We start from the raw sequence: 17,333 nt of genomic DNA on the forward strand, positions 1-17,333 counted from the left end.
TGAGGCATGAGGAACATGTTGCCGCTGGTGGGGTTGGACAGGCGTTGCCGAACCAGGCTTACTGGCGGAAACTGTTGTTGAATGAGGCAACCAGCACGGGCTCCGGCAGGCCAGGAAGGCGAGCCCCGAGCCCTGGCGCATCAGCCAGAGCGTCCCGAAGGAGGCGCTGCCCGGCTCGGGATGGTGATGATGCTGCGCCCGAAGGTTAGCCAGGAGGCACCCTCCAACAGCGCGGTATTCAGCGGGGATTGGGTCATGGCCCCGAAGCCATCGTTAGGCAAGGAGGTTTCCGGGTCATGCCGCGCAGCCTGCCCGGCCATCAGCAGTTGGATCCGCTCCGCTTCGACCAGTCAGTCTGCATCGTTGGTTGGAGTTAGGGCCTGGAGGCGTCAGACATTAACCCAATCCAATGGGTCAGAGCAGTCCGTCCAATATGAGCAACGGTACTGGTAGTCCTGCAACTGCGCGCCGTCGCGGACCACCACCGGGAGTTCGTTCCGACTGGAGTAGCCGGCACGAAATCGGAACCTGCATCCCTTGGGTCCCCCTGTTCGAGGCAGCTATGGAGAACCAAGCAAGCCTCACAGGAGGTCTTGCACCGAAGTGACGTCTACCGCCGAGGCACGGATAGCATCGCGCATCCTCTGCGGATGCCCAACGATCCATAGTCTAGAGCGCGCACGAGACAACGACACATAGAGAATCTCACGTGCAATGTCGAGGGGCACGTATTCAACGCCCCACAATATGAGGGTAACCGCCTCCAATCCCTTGAACCGACGGGCCGTATCGACGACCACAACCCCCTTCTTGAAATGCTGCTCGAAGCTCCAGGAACTGCCCACCGGAGGACCTGCGCCACGCAGCGCATTATAGAAGGAATCCTTGGGGTCTCCCGCGACCAGCACCACCACGGAACCGGGATCCAGCCCATGGGTATTCACCAACTCTTCGACCTTCTGCCGGACGATTACGGCTTGCGCCGCAAGTCCTTCGGCGCCAAGCAGTTCGATGGGGCCGCCAGCTACGTCATTCGAATCCGCCGGATCGTCGCCCCGGAAGAACGCATAGGCCGCACGGTGAATGGGCTGTGTATTTCGACAATTTAAGGTAAGCGGATATGGACTAGCCGACATGGATGGGATCGCGGCGAGCTTCCGGTAAATAGCTTGGTTCGGATCGTAGAAAATGAGCCATGGCGATTCTCTTGGGTTCTCCAGTAGCTTTCGGAAGCCAAGAAACGCGGCGCTGACAAAGTCCTGCCCCTCATCCACGACGACTGCTTGATAGCGGAAAGAGTGTTCCTCCGTTGAGCGGGCAAGTGCATAGGCCAACAACACGTCTTCAGAATCCTCGCCGTTCGCCCTTCGCTCCGCCCGAACGACTTCCATCAGATCAAAGCCACGCTCCTTTTTTACGGCCGAAAGACGTTTCGAACAAAGCATGTGGAATGTCAAAGCATCGAGCCCCGGCGCCCCTTGACATTCCCGAAAAAGGAAATCGGAAAGCGCTCGATTAAAACAGACAAAGAGGGTTCGAAGCCCTTGTGCCGCAAAATATCGAGCCTGCTCCAACGCAAGCAGCGTTTTCCCAGTGCCAGCCGCACCCACAACGCACGCGCGAGGATGATACTTCAGGGCCCGCAGGACCTGTCCTTGCTGCCGGGTCAATTCAATCTGCCTTGCATGTTCGCCGCGCAATAGGCTGGCAAGGGGACGCGGGACGAAGATGCGTTTGGCGAAAAGGCTTTCGGCGACCTTTACCCCTCCCGGCCCGAGCGGTCGCCACTGGTCGTTGTCCTTCGCCCAAAAGTGGAATGCATCGTGGACCCACTTTTCAGGCTCCCTGAGCACTCCCGCGCCGCCAAGGATCGAAAGCGGCCGACTCAATCCGGCAAGGGGGGTGACATCGGATACATCTGGGAACAAGAGCGCTGTGCCCGCCAGGAGATAGTGGGGCTCGTCACTGGACCAACCGATCTCCCGTTTGAACGTTGTCGTTAACTGCTTGAGCCCACTGGCTGCTTGGTGCAGGGGATCGCTGATAACATGTCGCCCCCCTTTCGCGTCGATGGACGTCCACGTCTTCGCGGCGTCATCGATCTCGATGATCCCCCCTTTTACCTCGACCACGAGCAGGCCGAACCGTGGACAGAAAATGACGAAGTCGAGTTCGCCGAGCTCTGGGGTCTGCCTCGGCACCTGTTTCACGATTCGCAGACTGAAGAAAACAAACCAATCCGCTGGAGCCCTGTCACGGAAGGCACGATAAACTTGAGCCTCCACGGCGGGCTTGTGTTGGACGAGTTCTTCCTCGGTCATTTCAGGGACAATTCGCGCCATCTACTTTCCCTGCCTCCAACTCGCTCGCCACACACACGATGTCCGCTCTCCATCGGAGAACTCCAGCTGGACCTCGTAAACAGAATCGAAGTGCTCCACATCAAGAACCGTCGCCGAGCGCCCACCTTCGACTTCAATCACCTCCCCAACTCTGGGCGCCCCAGCATTACCTGCTGAATCTCCTAGTACCTCGGACCGTGCCCTCCACCCGGCATCAAGGCGAAACTCTTCTGTCTGACTGAGAGGGGCCCGAATCGCGAACACGGAGGCGCGTTTGGGGTCGAGCGCATGCTCCACCACATAGAGCCACCAACTGGTGTTCTCGCGCATAGATGCATCGACATCCCTCCTCAGGAGTCCTATGCCACGTGCTGTCCATGGTCCGTCGATCCCTCGGACCCTTACGAATCGCTGAGCGGCACCAGTCCCTGAGACAAGGTCATACCCATCCAACGCACTGGTTGCATGGGTCGTGGGCCGGCCTTCTTTCAGTTCATGTGCAGCCACCAGGGCAATGGCCGCAGACTGTGCCTTCTGCCCAGGATATAAGGAGCCTGTGTCGTAATCGGTCTGAGGGGCTGGGTGGGCATACATACCGAGCCGGTTTCCACTCGCACCGCGGACTGAAAAAAGCCTAGCTCTTTCGGGACTCCAGGGGTTGCTGCTCCCATGACTTAACGGGCGCGGCATGTCGGGATCGACAAGTTGATTTACTTCTAGAGTCCGTTCCCTTGCGGCCACTGAAGTCTCAAACCTGGTATCACTCGAACCGACTTCCGAAAACCGCGACGCATTATCCCTGTAGCGTTCGAGGGTGATCGGTGCCGATCGAAGAGCCATCTCCCCTGGGGCATCTTGGGAACTGCTAAGGTGTTCATTCTCAGACCACATTGATTCGCCGTCGCCAGAGGAGAATTCATCCCACTCCTCGGCCCCTTCGTGTAACGCAAGATCCTCCGTGCTGAGCGACCGGCCCGTCGGAATCTTCGCAATGCCATCCTCAGTGAGCAGTGCATGCATCTGTTCAGGCTCTGCGTCAATCAGTCGGCTCACAATCAGCATGTCGCCCACACCACAGAGCTTGCACACGGCCCGGACCAATTCGTCAAACCTTCTCCGTGGAGTCGACGCATTGACCCATAGCACCTCTGCCGCTTCATCAAGGAACTTCGCGGACACCTCGTCAAAGACAACTACACTTCCGTCTGAATGCAGCACACTCTGAACGCGAAGTTGCTCTGCCACGCGGATGCGTAGGTTTTGCATCCTACCAAGGTTTTCCGAAGGAGTTTGAACGCGAAGTCCGTTCCTGGCTTGACATAATCCCTCATCATATTCAATCCGGGCAAGAGCATCCTGAAATGACCTTGAGCGAATACGACGTTCGTGGATCCCGCACCACAATCGATGTTCCGCCATCAGGGACTCTAACGTCTCAGGATGAAGCCGATCGTGCAATGATCCTCTCAAGGACCTGGATCCAGCCTGTCTTGCGACATCAAGAATCTCTTGAATCTCCTCCACAAAATCCAGTTCAACTGCGCCTGCATCCTGAAGCCGGGGGTCATCTGGAACAAACGCATCACAAGCGCGGCTGAGACGCCCATCCTGAGTAGGAACCCATACCGTTTGATTTGTCAGCCAGGAAGCGTCCTCGCATCTCAACTCCAAGAGCGCTCCACGAGCTACCCTGAGGTCCTCCAAAGGGAGCTTCTTTGCACCATGCCGGTGGGCCAGGTCATTGAGGACGGCAACCCAGTCCTTGGAAGTGGGAGCATCACGAACTCCGAATTTTTCTAAACCTGTGCCGAATCCATGTGACTCAAGCGCTCGCGCAAGTTCTGTGTCGTCATGGATGGACGCGGCGCCCGGGAGGCTGTTCTTCAGCCGCTTCAGGAACACCTTCTCCGCACACAGCCATTGACGTCCAATGAGGATTGACCGTTCGACTCCTCGAGTCTTCAACCACGATTCAAGCGAGACCCTGCGATCCACTTGCACTCCACCAAAATAACGCATGATCTCGATGAACGAAGTGCGGACACGCTCAACTGACTTATCTGATCCGGACAGTGGCTGCCGACGGAGCGAGTCGAAATGGGCCAGGACTTCTTCCGGGCGAGCATGGATATGCAACCCAATGCCCTCCGCCATTCTTTCGCCGAATTCATCGCCCCCCACGAGATAAAACTGAGAGGAGATCAGATGTCGAATCCGAAACGCAGCCAAATCGCGTGCGAGATACAGGCAATCCTCTGGCACCCGCGCGGCGGCATGATCTACGGTGCGGGACCGCCGAGCAGGGAGCCAAGCCAGTTCGCGAAGCGCCGAGTCAAGCCTGGTTTTTGGTGTGACCTCTGATGAGGCGAGTTCATCCCAATGGCTGTCGATGTACATTGCGAGCTTCGACATCGGATCGAGCACTGCATGCGCACCGTGCTCCTTCGCCTTGTCCACGTTCTCCAGGATGGCTGCGTGGATGTCGGCAGCCAGTGGCTGGCGTGGAAGATTAAGTGTTTCAAAGAAGCGACGCCACAAATCCCGATGAGTGTTGAAACGGCGTGGGTCTGGTTTCCTGGCGAAGCGCCCCAGCAAGGCATCCGGCTCTGAGGCATCTGGCGCATAAACGCGGGCTGGCTCAGCGAATCCTCCCCCCTGGACAGGAATGATAGGTGCGTGCCTGATGGAATCTCGCAGACTCTGGCGCGGTTCACTGTCCAAGGACGCCTCAATGCGAGGTAACTCGTCACGAAGCCAAACGAGGATCTTTTCCTGAACCGCTTGTGTCGCATTGCCGAATGCAGGTAGCAGGACATCCTTGACGAACCGGAAGCCGTCCAGGGTTTTCACTCCAAGATGTTCAGCAAGGCGCCTCCACCGGTCTTCCGGTCCCAAGTCTAGGACAAGAAGAGAGCCCGCGATTCCTGCAGGAGGACTCAATCCGCCCGGTGCGTAGACGCCCTGATCCCGCACAGCGACCCTCCGCCCATCAAGCGTGGCGAAGATGGGGAGGGCAGTAAGCGAGCTTTGAACAAGAGATGTAGCGCCCCCCCAATCGATGGAGGCAAGGAGGTCAAGAAGTGGCCCTCGAACCTCCGGAGCATCGCAGGCAGCCAGATTGATACCAGTTCGACAAGCAGGGGCCACAAGCATGTCCGCAATCACATTCGCGGTTGGCAACTTGATGAACCCTTGATGCCGGGCTACGAATCGTCCAATTGCCGCAAGAAGCTCTTGAGGCCCATCAATGAAACCTACTCCGAGCCGGGCCAGTGCCTGCTCCAATCGAGGCCGTAAGTCACCAGGGAGAAGCAGAGCATCATCGCCTCCCATAGTTTTATAGCATTGACTCCTCCCTGGTATCAGTCGAAGCGCTTTGAGCCGGGCTTCTTGCTTCCTCACAGCCAACGGCGGCGCCTGTTCGAGCAGTTCGAAAAAGACCTGCAGCCATTGAGGCGTGACCCTCCCCTGCTCGACAACTTCCCAGGCGATGTCAACCATGCCTGCTACATCAAGCGGCCGGACACCGATTTTCTGCGCGGGCCCGTTTTTGAAGACCGCATCTTGAAATTCGGGATCTAGTATCCGATGAGGCACTGGAGCTAAGAGCCCGCGCTGGGACTCAGAGGCGATGTAAACGGCCGCATTGCTGGAAAAGCACCGCAGTCGGTTTCCAGAAAGAAGCGCCACCGGCAAACCCTCGAGATGATCGGCGCTGTCAGACGAGCAGAATTCACCCATCGCGATAACCCACTCACGCCTGGTGAGCCAGGGAGCCGGAGCATCCTCAAGCGAATATTCCATACGTCCCTGCACCAGGGACTTTTGCAACCCTCCTCTCATCAACGCTGGCGTCAGGTGGTTGACTGCACAGCCAACAGCTGACAGCTGCCTTCGAAGGGCCTCGGAAAGTGGAGGCACTGTGACCGCGATTGTATGTGCTCGGAATGGTGCTTCCAGCCGCCCGTGCCATGCCGCCGGAAGATCCCAGGGTCCGGACTTCACGTCCTGCCATCCAAACACATCTTTTCGGACCCGAAGTACGGGTAACCGCCCCGCCTCCCGATAGAATCCCTTCGACAGCGCGCTTTCGAGATCAGGGCCCTTTTCCCAGTTCAAGGGCCACAAATCATAAGGCCGGTCGTTGGTGTTCGCGTCGCCGCACAGTCTCATAACGAGCTTTGCCCAAGCAGGCCCGACGCCGTGCTCCAAGAGCGATCGATTCCATTGAACACGAGATTTTGACAAGCCGTTTGCTTCAACGGTGCGTTCAAGGCCACGTCTCCCTGAGTCGGTCGCGAACCAACCATGCAACCAGACTGGTGCGACCTCCGCATCAGGAAGGGGCAGGAAGCATGCGAACCCTCCTTTGCCAAGCGACGAAGTGCCCTCTCGCCGCCATGCAGCACCAGCCCACGGGAGGACTTTATCGTCGAGTTCGCAGAGTTCGAGTGCTTCGCGCAGCAACACATCTTCTTGGCCTCTGACCACTTCGGAGACGACTTCCCATACCTCCAGTTGGGGAGCCTCTCCCTCCGCCTCAATCGAGAACTCCTGCGTGAACTTCGCGCTTGGGAGGTCTTCTTTTGAGTCTAACCATGTTCGAACGAGGGTCGCGGGCTGACCCGCGATGAAGGACCGAAGTGGTTTCCGACTTTCTTGCACCGACGCTGCGTTCACCGTGCAAATACGCACACGCAACCGCGCTTTCCCTGGCTTGGAAATATCATATGCCTCAAGCGCAAGGACAGACCGCAGGAAGACCAAGAGCGCGGGTCCGACCTGCCGTAACTGGGCCAGAATGTCTTCCCAGTCCGACACCGAAAACGCTTCCTTCCGGATTTTGCTTCGAGTGACTGTTTCCGGCGTTCTTAGCGGAAGCCGGAACACTGTGCCGTGGAAAGAAGCGCCTTGTCGATCAACTCCGGCTGGCGCGAAGGTCGCGGCCCAGGCGGGCCAGCATTGAGCCGCATCGCGAAGATCCCAGGCATGAGCATTCTTGCTACGGTCCTGAATCGAACGATGTGGATCAAACCAGACTATCGTGTCCCCTGTTACGAGGCTTGGATGGTCAGAGACGCTGTACGAAGTATTGAACCCCTGACCGAATCTCCCTGTCCTTCCCGCATCACGAATTTTCGAGCTATTGCTAATAGTTTGGATGTGATTCAGGTCGTTGTCTGTGAATTGACTATCATTAACGAACAACAAGGCCGGCCCGAGCGCCACCTGCATCGACGGGTCTGGCATCTCGCCTGGATGCACACGCTGATCGTAATAGACTCGAAGGACTGATGCTCCTGCATCGTCCGCGTTCTGAAGGAACTCTTTTATCAGGCCGAGGCCTTTGGGATATCTGGACGCGAGGTCGCGTAGGCGATCAACAATGCTTTCGTTGAGGTCGAACTCACGGCGTCTAGGGCCTGATGCCATGGGGTAGATGCCACCTTGGAGTCGATAGCTGCGCGGAAGAAAACTGCCCAGCGGAGATCGGCTCCCATCAAAGGGAGAGCGACAATAGTACTGGCCGTGGAACTCAAGATTCCACGCCACCGCTCCCAGAAGGCTACACGGAGTGTGGCGAAGAGCAGCGTGGGTCGGCTTCGCCTCCAGCTTCCCTGCTGTCCCAAGTGCCTCTGCTCCTCACACTTGATCGCTCGGGCCAGCACGAACATTCCGAACGGCACCAGCGACGCCCCGAACGCGCGAGCGAGCGGTGCGCCGACCGACCTTCTGGGCGGGGTACCTGAAATGCCCTCGGATGCGCATGAGGATCTGCCGAGGGCCTGCCGAGTCAAGGCACTGCACGTCCGCCGAGCTCTGGGAACCGCTCATAGGCCCACAGGAGCGCGTCCAGGTGGGCGGGATTGTCCAGGTCGAGCGGTGCCTCGGTGAGCTGCACGACCCACCCACTCGTCGCCGTACGCCGTGCCCGTGAAAGCAGCTCGGCGTCACGGCTCGTGTCCGGGAACCCGATGGCCTGCGCGGCCGGAGCAGACCAGTAGTTCAACCACCCGAGGCGATGCGGAATCTCAGGCGCGTGGATTTTCTCTGGCAGCTTGAGGGCTGGTAGCCCCCGGGGCGGAACCCCTGGTTTGCGGACCGGATCGCGTGTTTGCCGTGCGATCTCGACACCTGCACCCGATGGCGTCGCATGCCCCCAAAACGCGTGGGCCTCCTCTGCCACGGCTCCAAGCACATCCGCGGCTGCCGCGATGACGACCTCGTCCAGTGGCAGCTCTGCATGGACGTCGAGCAACGGCTGCCCGCCTGGTGATTGGCGTGCGGGAATCTGCAATCCAAAAATCGTAACGGGGTAGCTCTCATCCCCGTTGCACACCAGAGGGAATCCCCCGTCTTTTGTCCCTTCTGTGAGCCACGCGTCGCGCTGTGGCAATGCGATGAGGCGCCCGTCATCGGCCACTCTCCACTCCAGGCGCACTCCGGGGAGCGCACGCTCCATCCCGTGGACGACAGCGAGCGTGCGAGCGTCCTTACCGGCGAGAGCGGGCGCGTAGACGATGACGTCGAGGGTGCCTTGGGTGGTCATCGCTTGCACCCCGTGACAACGATATCCAGCTCGGGCGCCGCGCGCTCCAGCGCTGTTTTGTGCGCGGCACTGCTCACGCCAACGACGAAGCCATATCCACAAGACTCCGCGATGTCCTTCTCTTCCCGCATCCTGGCTACCTGTTCGCTGATCACCTGACGTCGGAGAAAAGCACTGTACGTGTCGAATTGATGGGTCTTGATCTCCCACAGCTTGCGAGCGCCGACCTGTAAAGCGTCGAAGCGCACACCGCCAACAAGCACATCCATCCCTGGATAGCGGTTGGGTGGGAACTCGTCGGCACATTCATTATGTGGGTCGTCCTCGCCCGCGTGGGGCACTGGAACAGGTTCGCAACTTGCGCGTCCCGTCTGGTCCACGGGCGCAGGCGGCACCGGGGGCTGCCAGTCTTGCCCTGCGGGTTCGGGCCTCAGCTTGGGCTCGCGTTGGGCTCCCGCCTCCCGGGATGCCACCTTCGTTCCACGTGAGGCTCCTGCCTCCTCGGGGTAGGCATGGCGGAATTCGTATGCATCCAGCGCTTATTTGATGGCGACGCCGACCACGACCACGCCCAGCACGATCACGGCCCCCACGGCAATCTCAGGAGCCGCCAGCACGCAGAACCCGATTCCCACGGCTGCGGCATCCGTTGAAGCGATTGAGCATCTTCCCGTGGTGTCGTGGAACTCGAGCCGGTCATGGTCGAGGGCCCGATAACACTTCTCCACCAGCACGGGCCAAGGCTGGGAAGCCTCACGGACGACGCACCGTCCTCCGTCAGTCCACGGCAGCTTCGCCGCTCGCTGGAGGTTGGCGCGCCTCGGGTTCCGCCCTGTTGGCTCATTTCGGTCCGGCGCCGACGTAGCGCAGGCCGAGAGAAAGAGCAGAAGTGCGAGGCAAGCGCGGAGACGTGTCATGGCCACGTCCTTTCAATCAAGTGCGCTGCTCGGGGGTCAAGGCCCGCCTACCTGCGAATCCGCCGCCGTGGAGCAATCGGCCGTGGCCGCACTCGTTGTACGGACGATAGGGTCTGCTTCCTGTTTCGCGGATGGGAGCCCATTGCATGAAGAGGCTGCGCGCCTGGAGTTTGTGTGTGTTGCTTGCCAGCGGCTGTGCCACGACGTCCGCGGTCCGTGAGTCACCGCCTGTTCCCGACGTGGCCGCGCTGGATGCGGAAGCGGCTCGCGCGATGTCCGCGACCGGTGCGAAGGGCTTGGCCATCGCGGTCATCGACAACGGGCGTGTGGTCGCGACCCGGGCCTATGGCGCTCGCAACGCGCAGGGCGAACCGCTGCGCACCGACACGGTGATGTATGGCGCGTCCATCACCAAGACGGTCTTCGCCTACGTCGTGATGCAGCTGGCGGACGAGAAGCGCATCGACCTGGACACGTCCATCTCCAAGTACCTGGACAAGCCGCTGCCGGAATACCCGGACGAGGACCGCTATTCGACCTGGTCCCATCTGGCCGGCGACGAACGCTGGCGGGACATCACGCCTCGCGTGCTGCTGACGCACAGCGCGGGCTTCGCCAACTTCGGGTTCTTGGAGCCGGATGAACGGCTGCGCATCCACTTCGCACCGGGCAGCCGCTTCGCGTACTCCGGCGACGGCATCATCCTGATGCAGTTCGTGCTCGAACGAGGGCTCGGGCTGGACGTGGGCGCGGAGATGCAACGGCGCGTGTTCGACCGCTTCGGCATGCGCACGACCAGCATGGTGTGGCGGCCGGACTTCGCACAGAACCTGGCGGACGGATGGAAGCTCGACGGCGGCGTGGAACCGCATGACGAACGCAGCCGGGTGCGCGCGGCCGGCTCCATGGACACCACGCTGGATGACCTGTCTCGCTTCGCCGCCGCGCTGGTGAGCGGTGAGGGCCTGTCACCCGAGGCCTTCGCCCGAATGACCTCTCCGCAGTTGCCCATCACCACCCGGAGCCAGTTCCCCACCCTCCAGGACGAACTGCCGCCGGAGTCACGGCGCAAGGATCTGGCGGCGGGACTGGGCGTGGTGGTGTTCGACGGGCCTCAAGGACGCGGGTTCTTCAAGAACGGCCACAACGACAGCACCGGCAACACCCTCGTGTGCCTGCCGCGTGGACGCCGCTGCGTGCTCATCCTGAGCAACGACGTCCGCGCCGAGCCCGCCTACCCGCACCTGGTTCGCTTCGTGTTGGGCGAGGCAGGGGTGCCCTGGGATTGGGAGTACGGCGATATGGCGTTCTGGGACGGCCGCTGAGCCTTCACACTTCTTCACCGCCTGCTCAAATCACCGCAACCAGCGGCTTCCATATTGGCTCCAGTCAAGCAGCGGGAAACGACACCCCCACTCCTGGAGCCACACGCCATGAAGAAGACGCTCGTCATCGCCGGTACCGCCGTCGTCGCCGTCACCCTGCTCACCGGTTTCGGCTGGGGCCGCCATCACCGCGGCACGCCCGACCCGGAGCGCATCAATCAAATGGTCACCTGGAAGCTGGACGACAAGCTGGATGCCCTCAACGCCACCGAGGCCCAGCGCTCCTCCATCCACGCCGTGAAGGACCGCCTCCTCAACGAGGGCCAGTCCCTCATGGAGGGCCAGCAGGCCGTCCGCGCCGAGGCCGTCACTCAACTCACGTCCGATACGCCCGACGCCGCGAAGCTCCACTCGCTGGTGGACGCGCGCATCGACGCCGCTCGCGCCTTCGCCCACAAGGCCGTGGATGCCGTGCTCGAAGTCCACCGCACGCTCACTCCCGCCCAGCGCCAGACGCTCGCCAGCGACTTCCGCGAGCACACCGGAGCGAAGTAGACCCACCCTGGGGCCCGCACTGGGTGCGCTCGGCATGACACATTGCGTGTTTCACCCTGAACCTTCATGGGCAGGGATGACGCGCGCGGTTATTGTCGGTCGGTGGATTACACCGATTACGCACGACGCATCCGCTCCCACGCGGCCCTGGGGGAGCTCTCTGAATACGGACAGGTACACGAAGGGGGGCGCGACTATCCCCTCTTCCGCCTCATCGTCCCGGGCGACCGCTGGCTCGTCATCACGTCCGGCTTCCATGGGGAGGAGCCCGCCGGCCCGCTGACGCTCGCGAAGCACCTGCCGGACATCGTCGCGTACGCGAAGTCCAAGGGCGTGGGCCTGCGCGTCTACCCCTGCATCAACCCCTCCGGCTTCGAGGACGGCACCCGCTACAACCGCAGCGGCGAGAAGCCCAACAACGACTTCATGCGCTACGAGGTCGCCCCCGGTGAGTGGCGCGGCGAGCTCGTGGGCGACCCGGCCATCCTCCGCTGGGCCCTCTACGACGGCGGCCCCAAGGAGACGCGCGCGGTGCGCACGGACCTGGCGCGCTTCCCTGCTCCAGACGCGGCGCTCGACATCCACCAGGACAACTACCTGGGCGGCGTCGCCACGTACGCGTATGCCTTCGGAGACAAGGCCGCGTACCGCCCCATGCTGGAGGCCTCCGCCGCGCATGCCACCGTGGTGAAGAGCCGCAAGGTGGATGACAACGCCTACGCCGACGAGCACGGCCTCATCTTCTTCCACGACGGCAGCGTCACCGACTGGTACACGCGCCAGGGCGTGCCGTACGCCGCCGCGCTGGAGACCACCACGCCCACGTCGCAGGATGCGTGCGACGCCGTGAACCTCATCTGGATCCGCGGCTTCATCGACCTGGCGGCGCGTGGAGAAGGCCCGACCCGATGATTCAACGTCCCCTGGGGAAGAGTGGTCTCACGGTGTCCGCGCTCGGCTTCGGCGCGGGGCCCGTGGGCAGTGAAGCGCTGAGCGACTCGGACGCGGAGGCGCTCCTCCACGGCGTGCTGGACGCGGGCATCACGCTCATCGACACCGCGCCCAGCTATGGCGTGTCCGAGGAGCGCATCGGCCGGTTCCTCGGCTCGCGCCGCCGTGAGTTCGTGCTGTCCACCAAGTGCGGCTACGGCGTGCCCGGCGTGGAGGACTGGACGCCCGAGTGCATCACGCGCGGCGTGGACCTGGCCCTCCAGCGGCTGCGCACCGACGTGCTGGACGTGCTGCACTTCCACTCGTGTCCGCCGGACGTGCTCCACCGCCCGGGGCTCATCGAAGCGCTCACCCGCGCGGTGGAGGCGGGCAAGGTGCGCGCCGCCGCGTACTCGGGCGACAACGCCGGCCTGGACGCCGCGCTGGAGACGGGCGCGTTCGCCGTGGTGCAGACGTCCGTGAACCTCTTCGACCAGCGCTCGCTGGACCATGGCGTGGCCAGGGCTCGCGAGCGCGGCGTGGGCGTCATCGCCAAGCGGCCCCTGGCCAACGCGCCGTGGCGCTTCCCGGGACGCCCCTACGCGCACGACGTGGGCGAGTACTGGGAACGGATGCAGCGCATGGCCCTCCAGACGGACGGCCTGGACTGGCCGGAGCTGGCGCTGCGCTTCACCGCGTTCGCGCCGGGCGTGGCCACCTGCATCGTGGGCACCACGCGGCTGGACAACCTGCGCGCCAACGCACGCACCCTGGAGCAGGGCCCCCTCCCCGAGCCCACCGTTCAGGCCATCCGGGACGCCTTCCGTCGCAACGACAACGGGTGGGATGGCGTCATCTGACGCAGCCCGCCAGTCCGACGTTCCGTTCTCCAGCGAAGATTTCAGCGTCGGCAACTGCTCACTACCGACGTTTGTCTCGTCCATCCGGGTCGGGTGCTCAGCCTGGGGGCCATGGCAACCATCCGGTCCATGAACGTGATGCCAGAGTCTGAGAAGGATGGAGAAATGGTGGAGCTGCACCCCACCTCGCTGGATCTGAACCAGGTGGAGCCCACCCCGCAGGTGGCGAACTGGCTGCGCATGCGCGCAAGCCAGTGGCTCACCACGGCGCAGAAGGACTTCAACGCGGCCCTCTTCGCGCGGGACGGTTCGGAGGCGTCATTCGACCGCTACGCCGAGGCACGGTCCGAGCTGGACTCCGCGGAGGCATGGGCCCTGCGCGTCTCCGAGTTCGTGGCGCACGTGCGGTAGGCGCGGTGTTGATGGGAGGCGGACGTTCTGTGTCCACCTCCGCCGGAGCGCCTGAGCGGGACTGCTAGCCTCCCCTCCCCCCGGAGGAGCCCGCGGATGGCCTTCACGCTGAACGTCAACGGAGCATCCCACGTCATCGACGAGGAGGAGGACATCCCCCTTCTCTACGTGCTGCGCGACACGCTGCGGCTCAACGGCGCGAAGTACGGCTGCGGAGTGGGCCAGTGCGGCGCGTGCACCGTGCTGCGTGACGGGGTGCCGGTGCGCTCGTGTGTCGTGCCGGCCGTGTCGCTTCAAGGACGAGAGGTCACCACGCTGGAGGGCCTGCGCGCTCCGGACGGCACATTGCATGCGCTCCAGCGCGCATTCCTCACGGAGCAGGCCGGACAGTGCGCGTACTGCATCCCGGGGATGATCCTCTCCGCGGCGGGACTCCTGCGCCGGAAGCCCTCTCCCACCGAGGCGGACATCCGCACCGCGCTGGATGCGAACCTGTGCCGGTGTGGCTCGCACAACCGCATCGTGCGCGCCGTCCAGCGCGCGGCGGCGGAGCTGGCGGAATGAGCGCTCCGGTCTCCCGTCGCTCGGTGTTGAAGGGTTCGCTGGTGCTGGCCTTCGCGCTCGCGGGGCCGGACGTCACGTGGGCCGCGCCCGGGCAGAAGAATGGCCTGCCCCAGGACCTGGCGCGCACGCCCGCGCTGGATGCGTGGATCCGCATTGGCGAGGACGGCGTCGTCACGTTGATGACGGGCAAGGTGGAGCTGGGCCAGGGCATCCTCACCGCGCTGGGTCAGTTGTGCGCGGAGGAGCTGGACGTCGAACCGTCGCGGCTGCGCGTCGTGTCCGGCGACACGCGCGTCTGTCCTCCTGAAGGTCCCACGGCCGGGAGCATGTCGATTCCCAATGGCGGCGCGGCGGTGCGGCAGGCCTCCGCGGAGGTGCGCGCGCTGCTGGTGGACATGGCCGCGAAGCGGCTGCGCATCCCGGCGAAGCGGCTCACCGTCCGGGACGGCACGCTCCAGGACACGGGCGGACGCGCACGCATCACCTACTGGGAGCTCGTGGGAGGAAAGCGTCTCCAGCGCGAGGCGACCGGTAGCGTCGCGCCCAAGCCCGCCGCACAGCGCAAGCAGGTGGGCCGGTCCCTTCCCCGGATGGACCTGCCCGCGAAGGTGGTGGGCGAAGCGCGCTTCGTCCAGGACCTGCGGTCCGACTCACTGGTGCATGGCCGCGTGGTGCGCGCGCCCACTCCGGGTGCTTCGCTGGTGTCGGTGGACTCCGCTCCGGTGGCCGCGATGCCCGGCGTGCTCAAGGTGGTGCGAGACGGAAGCTTCCTGGGCGTCATCGCCTCGCGCGAATGGCAGGCGGTGAAGGCCGCCGCCGCGCTGGCCTCCGCCGCGCGCTGGAAGGACGGCGCACCTCTTCCCGAGGATCCGCATGCGTGGTTGCTGGCGCAGCCCACGCAGGACACCGTCATCCACTCCGTGGAGCGCCCCACCGACGTCGCGCCCGCGCGCACTTTGGAGGCCACCTACCGCCGGCCGTACCAGATGCATGGGTCCATCGGTCCGTCCTGCGCGGTGGCGGAGTGGGACGGCGCCACGATGACCGTGCACACCCACAGCCAGAGCGTCTTCGAGACGGGCGAAGCCGTGGCCAGGATGCTGGGATTGACGAAGGACCAGGTGCACTGCCGGCACCAGGAGGGCTCCGGCTGCTACGGGCACAACGGCGCGGACGATGCGGCGGCGGATGCGGCGCTGCTGGCCCGCGCCCTGCCCGGCCGCGCGGTGCGCGTGCAGTGGTCGCGCGAGGACGAACACACGAACGAGCCCTACGGCGCCGCCATGGTGACGCGGGTGCGCGCGGGCGTGGATGCGAACGGGGACGTGCTCGATTGGGACTACGCGCTGTGGTCCACGTCGCACGGGACGCGACCCGGGGGGCAGCCTGGAAACCTGCTCGCGGGCCGGTCCCTGGCGAAGCCCTTCGCCCAGCCGACGCCCAGGAACGGCGGGCCTCCGAACTACTCCGCCGACCGCAACGCCATCCCGCTGTATGCCTTTCCGGGGCAGGCCGTGACGACGCACTTCGTGACGGCGATGCCCGTGCGCGCGTCGTCCATGCGCGGCCTGGGCGCCTACGCGAACGTCTTCTCCATCGAGTCCTTCATGGATGAGCTGGCGCACGCCGCGAAGGTGGACCCCGCGGCCTTCCGGCTCCGGCAGCTTCGCGATGACCGGGCAAAGGCAGTCATCGTCCGCGCGACGGAGCGGTTCGGCTGGGAGCGCTACCAGCGCAGGCCGCATCACGGACGCGGGCTCGCGTTCGCCCGGTACAAGAACCTGGCCGCGTACTGCGCGGTGTGCATGGAGGTCTTCGTGCCTCCGGACACGCTGGTGCCGCGCGTGGTGCGCGCCGTCCTCGCCGCCGACGCGGGCGAGGTGGTCAACCCGGATGGACTCGCCAACCAGTTGGAGGGCGGGCTCATCCAGTCCCTGAGCTGGAGCCTGAAGGAGGCCGTGCGCTTCGACTCGCGGCGCATCCTGTCTCGCGACTGGGAGGGCTATCCCCTCCTCACCTTCTCCGAAACGCCGTCCGTGGATGTGCAGCTCATCGACCGGCAGGAGGAGCCGTTTCTCGGCGCGGGGGAAGCGAGCCAGGGGCCCTCGGCGGCGGCGCTCGCCAACGCCGTGTTCGACGCCACGGGCCTGCGCGCGCGGGACCTGCCCATCACCGCCGAGCGACTGAAGGCCCTGCGCGGTTAGGGCTTCGGGCAGTGGGCGCCGGTGTCCATCCAGGCCTGGATGAGCGCGCCAAACTCCGCCTGCGTCCCGGGCACGGGCTCGCGTCCGGGGCCCGGGTTCCAGCCCCAGCCCACGAGCACGTCCTCCGCCATGTGGTGCTGGATGGCGGCCAGGTCCTTGCCGCCGTTGCGCTTCGGGTCCTTGAGCTGCTCGCAGATTTCGCCCAGCGAGCGGCCGATCCACGCCATCTCCACCGGCGCCAGGGCCCACTTGGGATTGCCCGGGATGCTGGCCACGGTGGCTCCCACCGTGGGCGTGTTCGTTGCCTGATGGCAGGCCGTGCAGGGCAGTCCAGGCGCGCCGTGGCCATCCTCGCCGCCCACCACCGCCGGGACATGCGCCTGCTGGGACATGCCCTGCCGGGGCCGCCCGTCCGGCGGGTGGCAGTTCGTGCAGCGTGGATGGGCAATCACCCGGCCTGCTTCGACGAAGAGCGCCACGGAGCGCGCCTGCGTGTCCTCGATGCGCGCGAAGGACGCCGCGGGCCGCAGCGCATTATGGGCCACGGGCGCTTCGGCCTCGGGCGTCCGCGTCCCGCTCCGGCAGCCCGTGAGCGCGGCGACGGCACACGACAGCAGGAGGACGGCGCGGTGGCTTCGCATGCGCGTGGCAGCGTGACATGGGACGACAGGGGCC

At 63.9% G+C, this 17,333-nt stretch carries 11 protein-coding genes and 1 pseudogene; 7 read left to right on the forward strand and 5 right to left on the reverse strand.

All coding sequences use genetic code 11. The features are described 5' to 3' along the window. Positions 1–581: 581 nt before the first annotated feature. The 4 genes and pseudogenes from ACX114_RS31715 to ACX114_RS31730 all read right to left on the reverse strand — a co-directional run bounded on the left by ACX114_RS31715 (position 582) and on the right by ACX114_RS31730 (position 9,809). On the reverse strand, positions 582–2,342 hold the full coding sequence (locus ACX114_RS31715; protein ID WP_459290756.1) for a nuclease-related domain-containing DEAD/DEAH box helicase: 1,761 nt from the start codon (positions 2,340–2,342) through the stop codon (positions 582–584). Continuing rightward, positions 2,343–7,775, reverse strand: a complete 5,433-nt coding sequence (locus ACX114_RS31720; protein WP_459290758.1) for a sacsin N-terminal ATP-binding-like domain-containing protein — start codon at positions 7,773–7,775, stop codon at positions 2,343–2,345. A 361-nt stretch (positions 7,776–8,136) separates the two neighbouring features. After that, on the reverse strand, positions 8,137–8,892 hold the full coding sequence (locus tag ACX114_RS31725; protein ID WP_459290760.1) for a DUF5953 family protein: 756 nt from the start codon (positions 8,890–8,892) through the stop codon (positions 8,137–8,139). Beyond that, positions 8,889–9,809, reverse strand: a pseudogene (locus ACX114_RS31730) (DUF6310 domain-containing protein). The gene ACX114_RS31725 and the pseudogene ACX114_RS31730 overlap by 4 nt, the downstream one beginning before the upstream one ends. A 146-nt stretch (positions 9,810–9,955) precedes the next feature. Here ACX114_RS31730 and ACX114_RS31735 point away from each other — a divergent pair. The 7 genes from ACX114_RS31735 (at position 9,956) to ACX114_RS31765 (ending at position 16,658) form a co-directional block, all read left to right on the forward strand. Continuing rightward, positions 9,956–11,134, forward strand: a complete 1,179-nt coding sequence (locus ACX114_RS31735; protein ID WP_459290762.1) for a serine hydrolase domain-containing protein — start codon at positions 9,956–9,958, stop codon at positions 11,132–11,134. A 108-nt stretch (positions 11,135–11,242) separates the two neighbouring features. Next, on the forward strand, positions 11,243–11,689 hold the full coding sequence (locus ACX114_RS31740; protein WP_459290764.1) for a Spy/CpxP family protein refolding chaperone: 447 nt from the start codon (positions 11,243–11,245) through the stop codon (positions 11,687–11,689). 102 nt (positions 11,690–11,791) lie between these two features. Continuing rightward, positions 11,792–12,601 carry a M14 family metallopeptidase gene (locus ACX114_RS31745; RefSeq protein WP_459290766.1) on the forward strand — a complete coding sequence of 270 codons (810 nt, stop codon included), beginning with the start codon at positions 11,792–11,794 and terminating at the stop codon, positions 12,599–12,601. Further along, complete coding sequence (locus ACX114_RS31750) at positions 12,598–13,479, forward strand: aldo/keto reductase (protein WP_459290768.1); 882 nt, start codon at positions 12,598–12,600, stop codon at positions 13,477–13,479. Before ACX114_RS31745 ends, ACX114_RS31750 begins: the two co-directional genes overlap by 4 nt. A 165-nt stretch (positions 13,480–13,644) precedes the next feature. Further along, entirely contained in the window at positions 13,645–13,890 is a 246-nt protein-coding gene (locus ACX114_RS31755) for a FruA-associating protein, FapA (RefSeq protein ID WP_459290770.1), read from the forward strand. A gap of 96 nt (positions 13,891–13,986) precedes the next feature. Continuing rightward, complete coding sequence (locus ACX114_RS31760) at positions 13,987–14,454, forward strand: (2Fe-2S)-binding protein (protein ID WP_459290772.1); 468 nt, start codon at positions 13,987–13,989, stop codon at positions 14,452–14,454. Beyond that, a complete protein-coding gene (locus ACX114_RS31765; protein WP_459290774.1) occupies positions 14,451–16,658 on the forward strand; it encodes a xanthine dehydrogenase family protein molybdopterin-binding subunit in 2,208 nt (735 codons plus the stop codon). Before ACX114_RS31760 ends, ACX114_RS31765 begins: the two co-directional genes overlap by 4 nt. Here ACX114_RS31765 and ACX114_RS31770 read toward each other — a convergent pair. Beyond that, complete coding sequence (locus ACX114_RS31770) at positions 16,655–17,299, reverse strand: Isoquinoline 1-oxidoreductase subunit (protein WP_459290776.1); 645 nt, start codon at positions 17,297–17,299, stop codon at positions 16,655–16,657. The two genes, ACX114_RS31765 and ACX114_RS31770, sit on opposite strands and share 4 nt — an antisense overlap. Positions 17,300–17,333 lie beyond the last annotated feature (34 nt).

This window comes from Corallococcus sp. M7, from assembly GCF_054512695.1.

What these genes read in the sequence shown, in the direction of transcription:
- ACX114_RS31715 (WP_459290756.1), bottom strand. Translation starts at nt 2,342, where the DNA reads ATGGCGCGAATTGTCCCTGAAATGACCGAGGAAGAACTCGTCCAACAC.
- ACX114_RS31720 (WP_459290758.1), bottom strand. Translation starts at nt 7,775, where the DNA reads ATGGCATCAGGCCCTAGACGCCGTGAGTTCGACCTCAACGAAAGCATT.
- ACX114_RS31725 (WP_459290760.1), bottom strand. Translation starts at nt 8,892, where the DNA reads ATGACCACCCAAGGCACCCTCGACGTCATCGTCTACGCGCCCGCTCTC.
- ACX114_RS31735 (WP_459290762.1), top strand. Translation starts at nt 9,956, where the DNA reads ATGAAGAGGCTGCGCGCCTGGAGTTTGTGTGTGTTGCTTGCCAGCGGC.
- ACX114_RS31740 (WP_459290764.1), top strand. Translation starts at nt 11,243, where the DNA reads ATGAAGAAGACGCTCGTCATCGCCGGTACCGCCGTCGTCGCCGTCACC.
- ACX114_RS31750 (WP_459290768.1), top strand. Translation starts at nt 12,598, where the DNA reads ATGATTCAACGTCCCCTGGGGAAGAGTGGTCTCACGGTGTCCGCGCTC.
- ACX114_RS31755 (WP_459290770.1), top strand. Translation starts at nt 13,645, where the DNA reads ATGGTGGAGCTGCACCCCACCTCGCTGGATCTGAACCAGGTGGAGCCC.
- ACX114_RS31760 (WP_459290772.1), top strand. Translation starts at nt 13,987, where the DNA reads ATGGCCTTCACGCTGAACGTCAACGGAGCATCCCACGTCATCGACGAG.
- ACX114_RS31765 (WP_459290774.1), top strand. Translation starts at nt 14,451, where the DNA reads ATGAGCGCTCCGGTCTCCCGTCGCTCGGTGTTGAAGGGTTCGCTGGTG.
- ACX114_RS31770 (WP_459290776.1), bottom strand. Translation starts at nt 17,299, where the DNA reads ATGCGAAGCCACCGCGCCGTCCTCCTGCTGTCGTGTGCCGTCGCCGCG.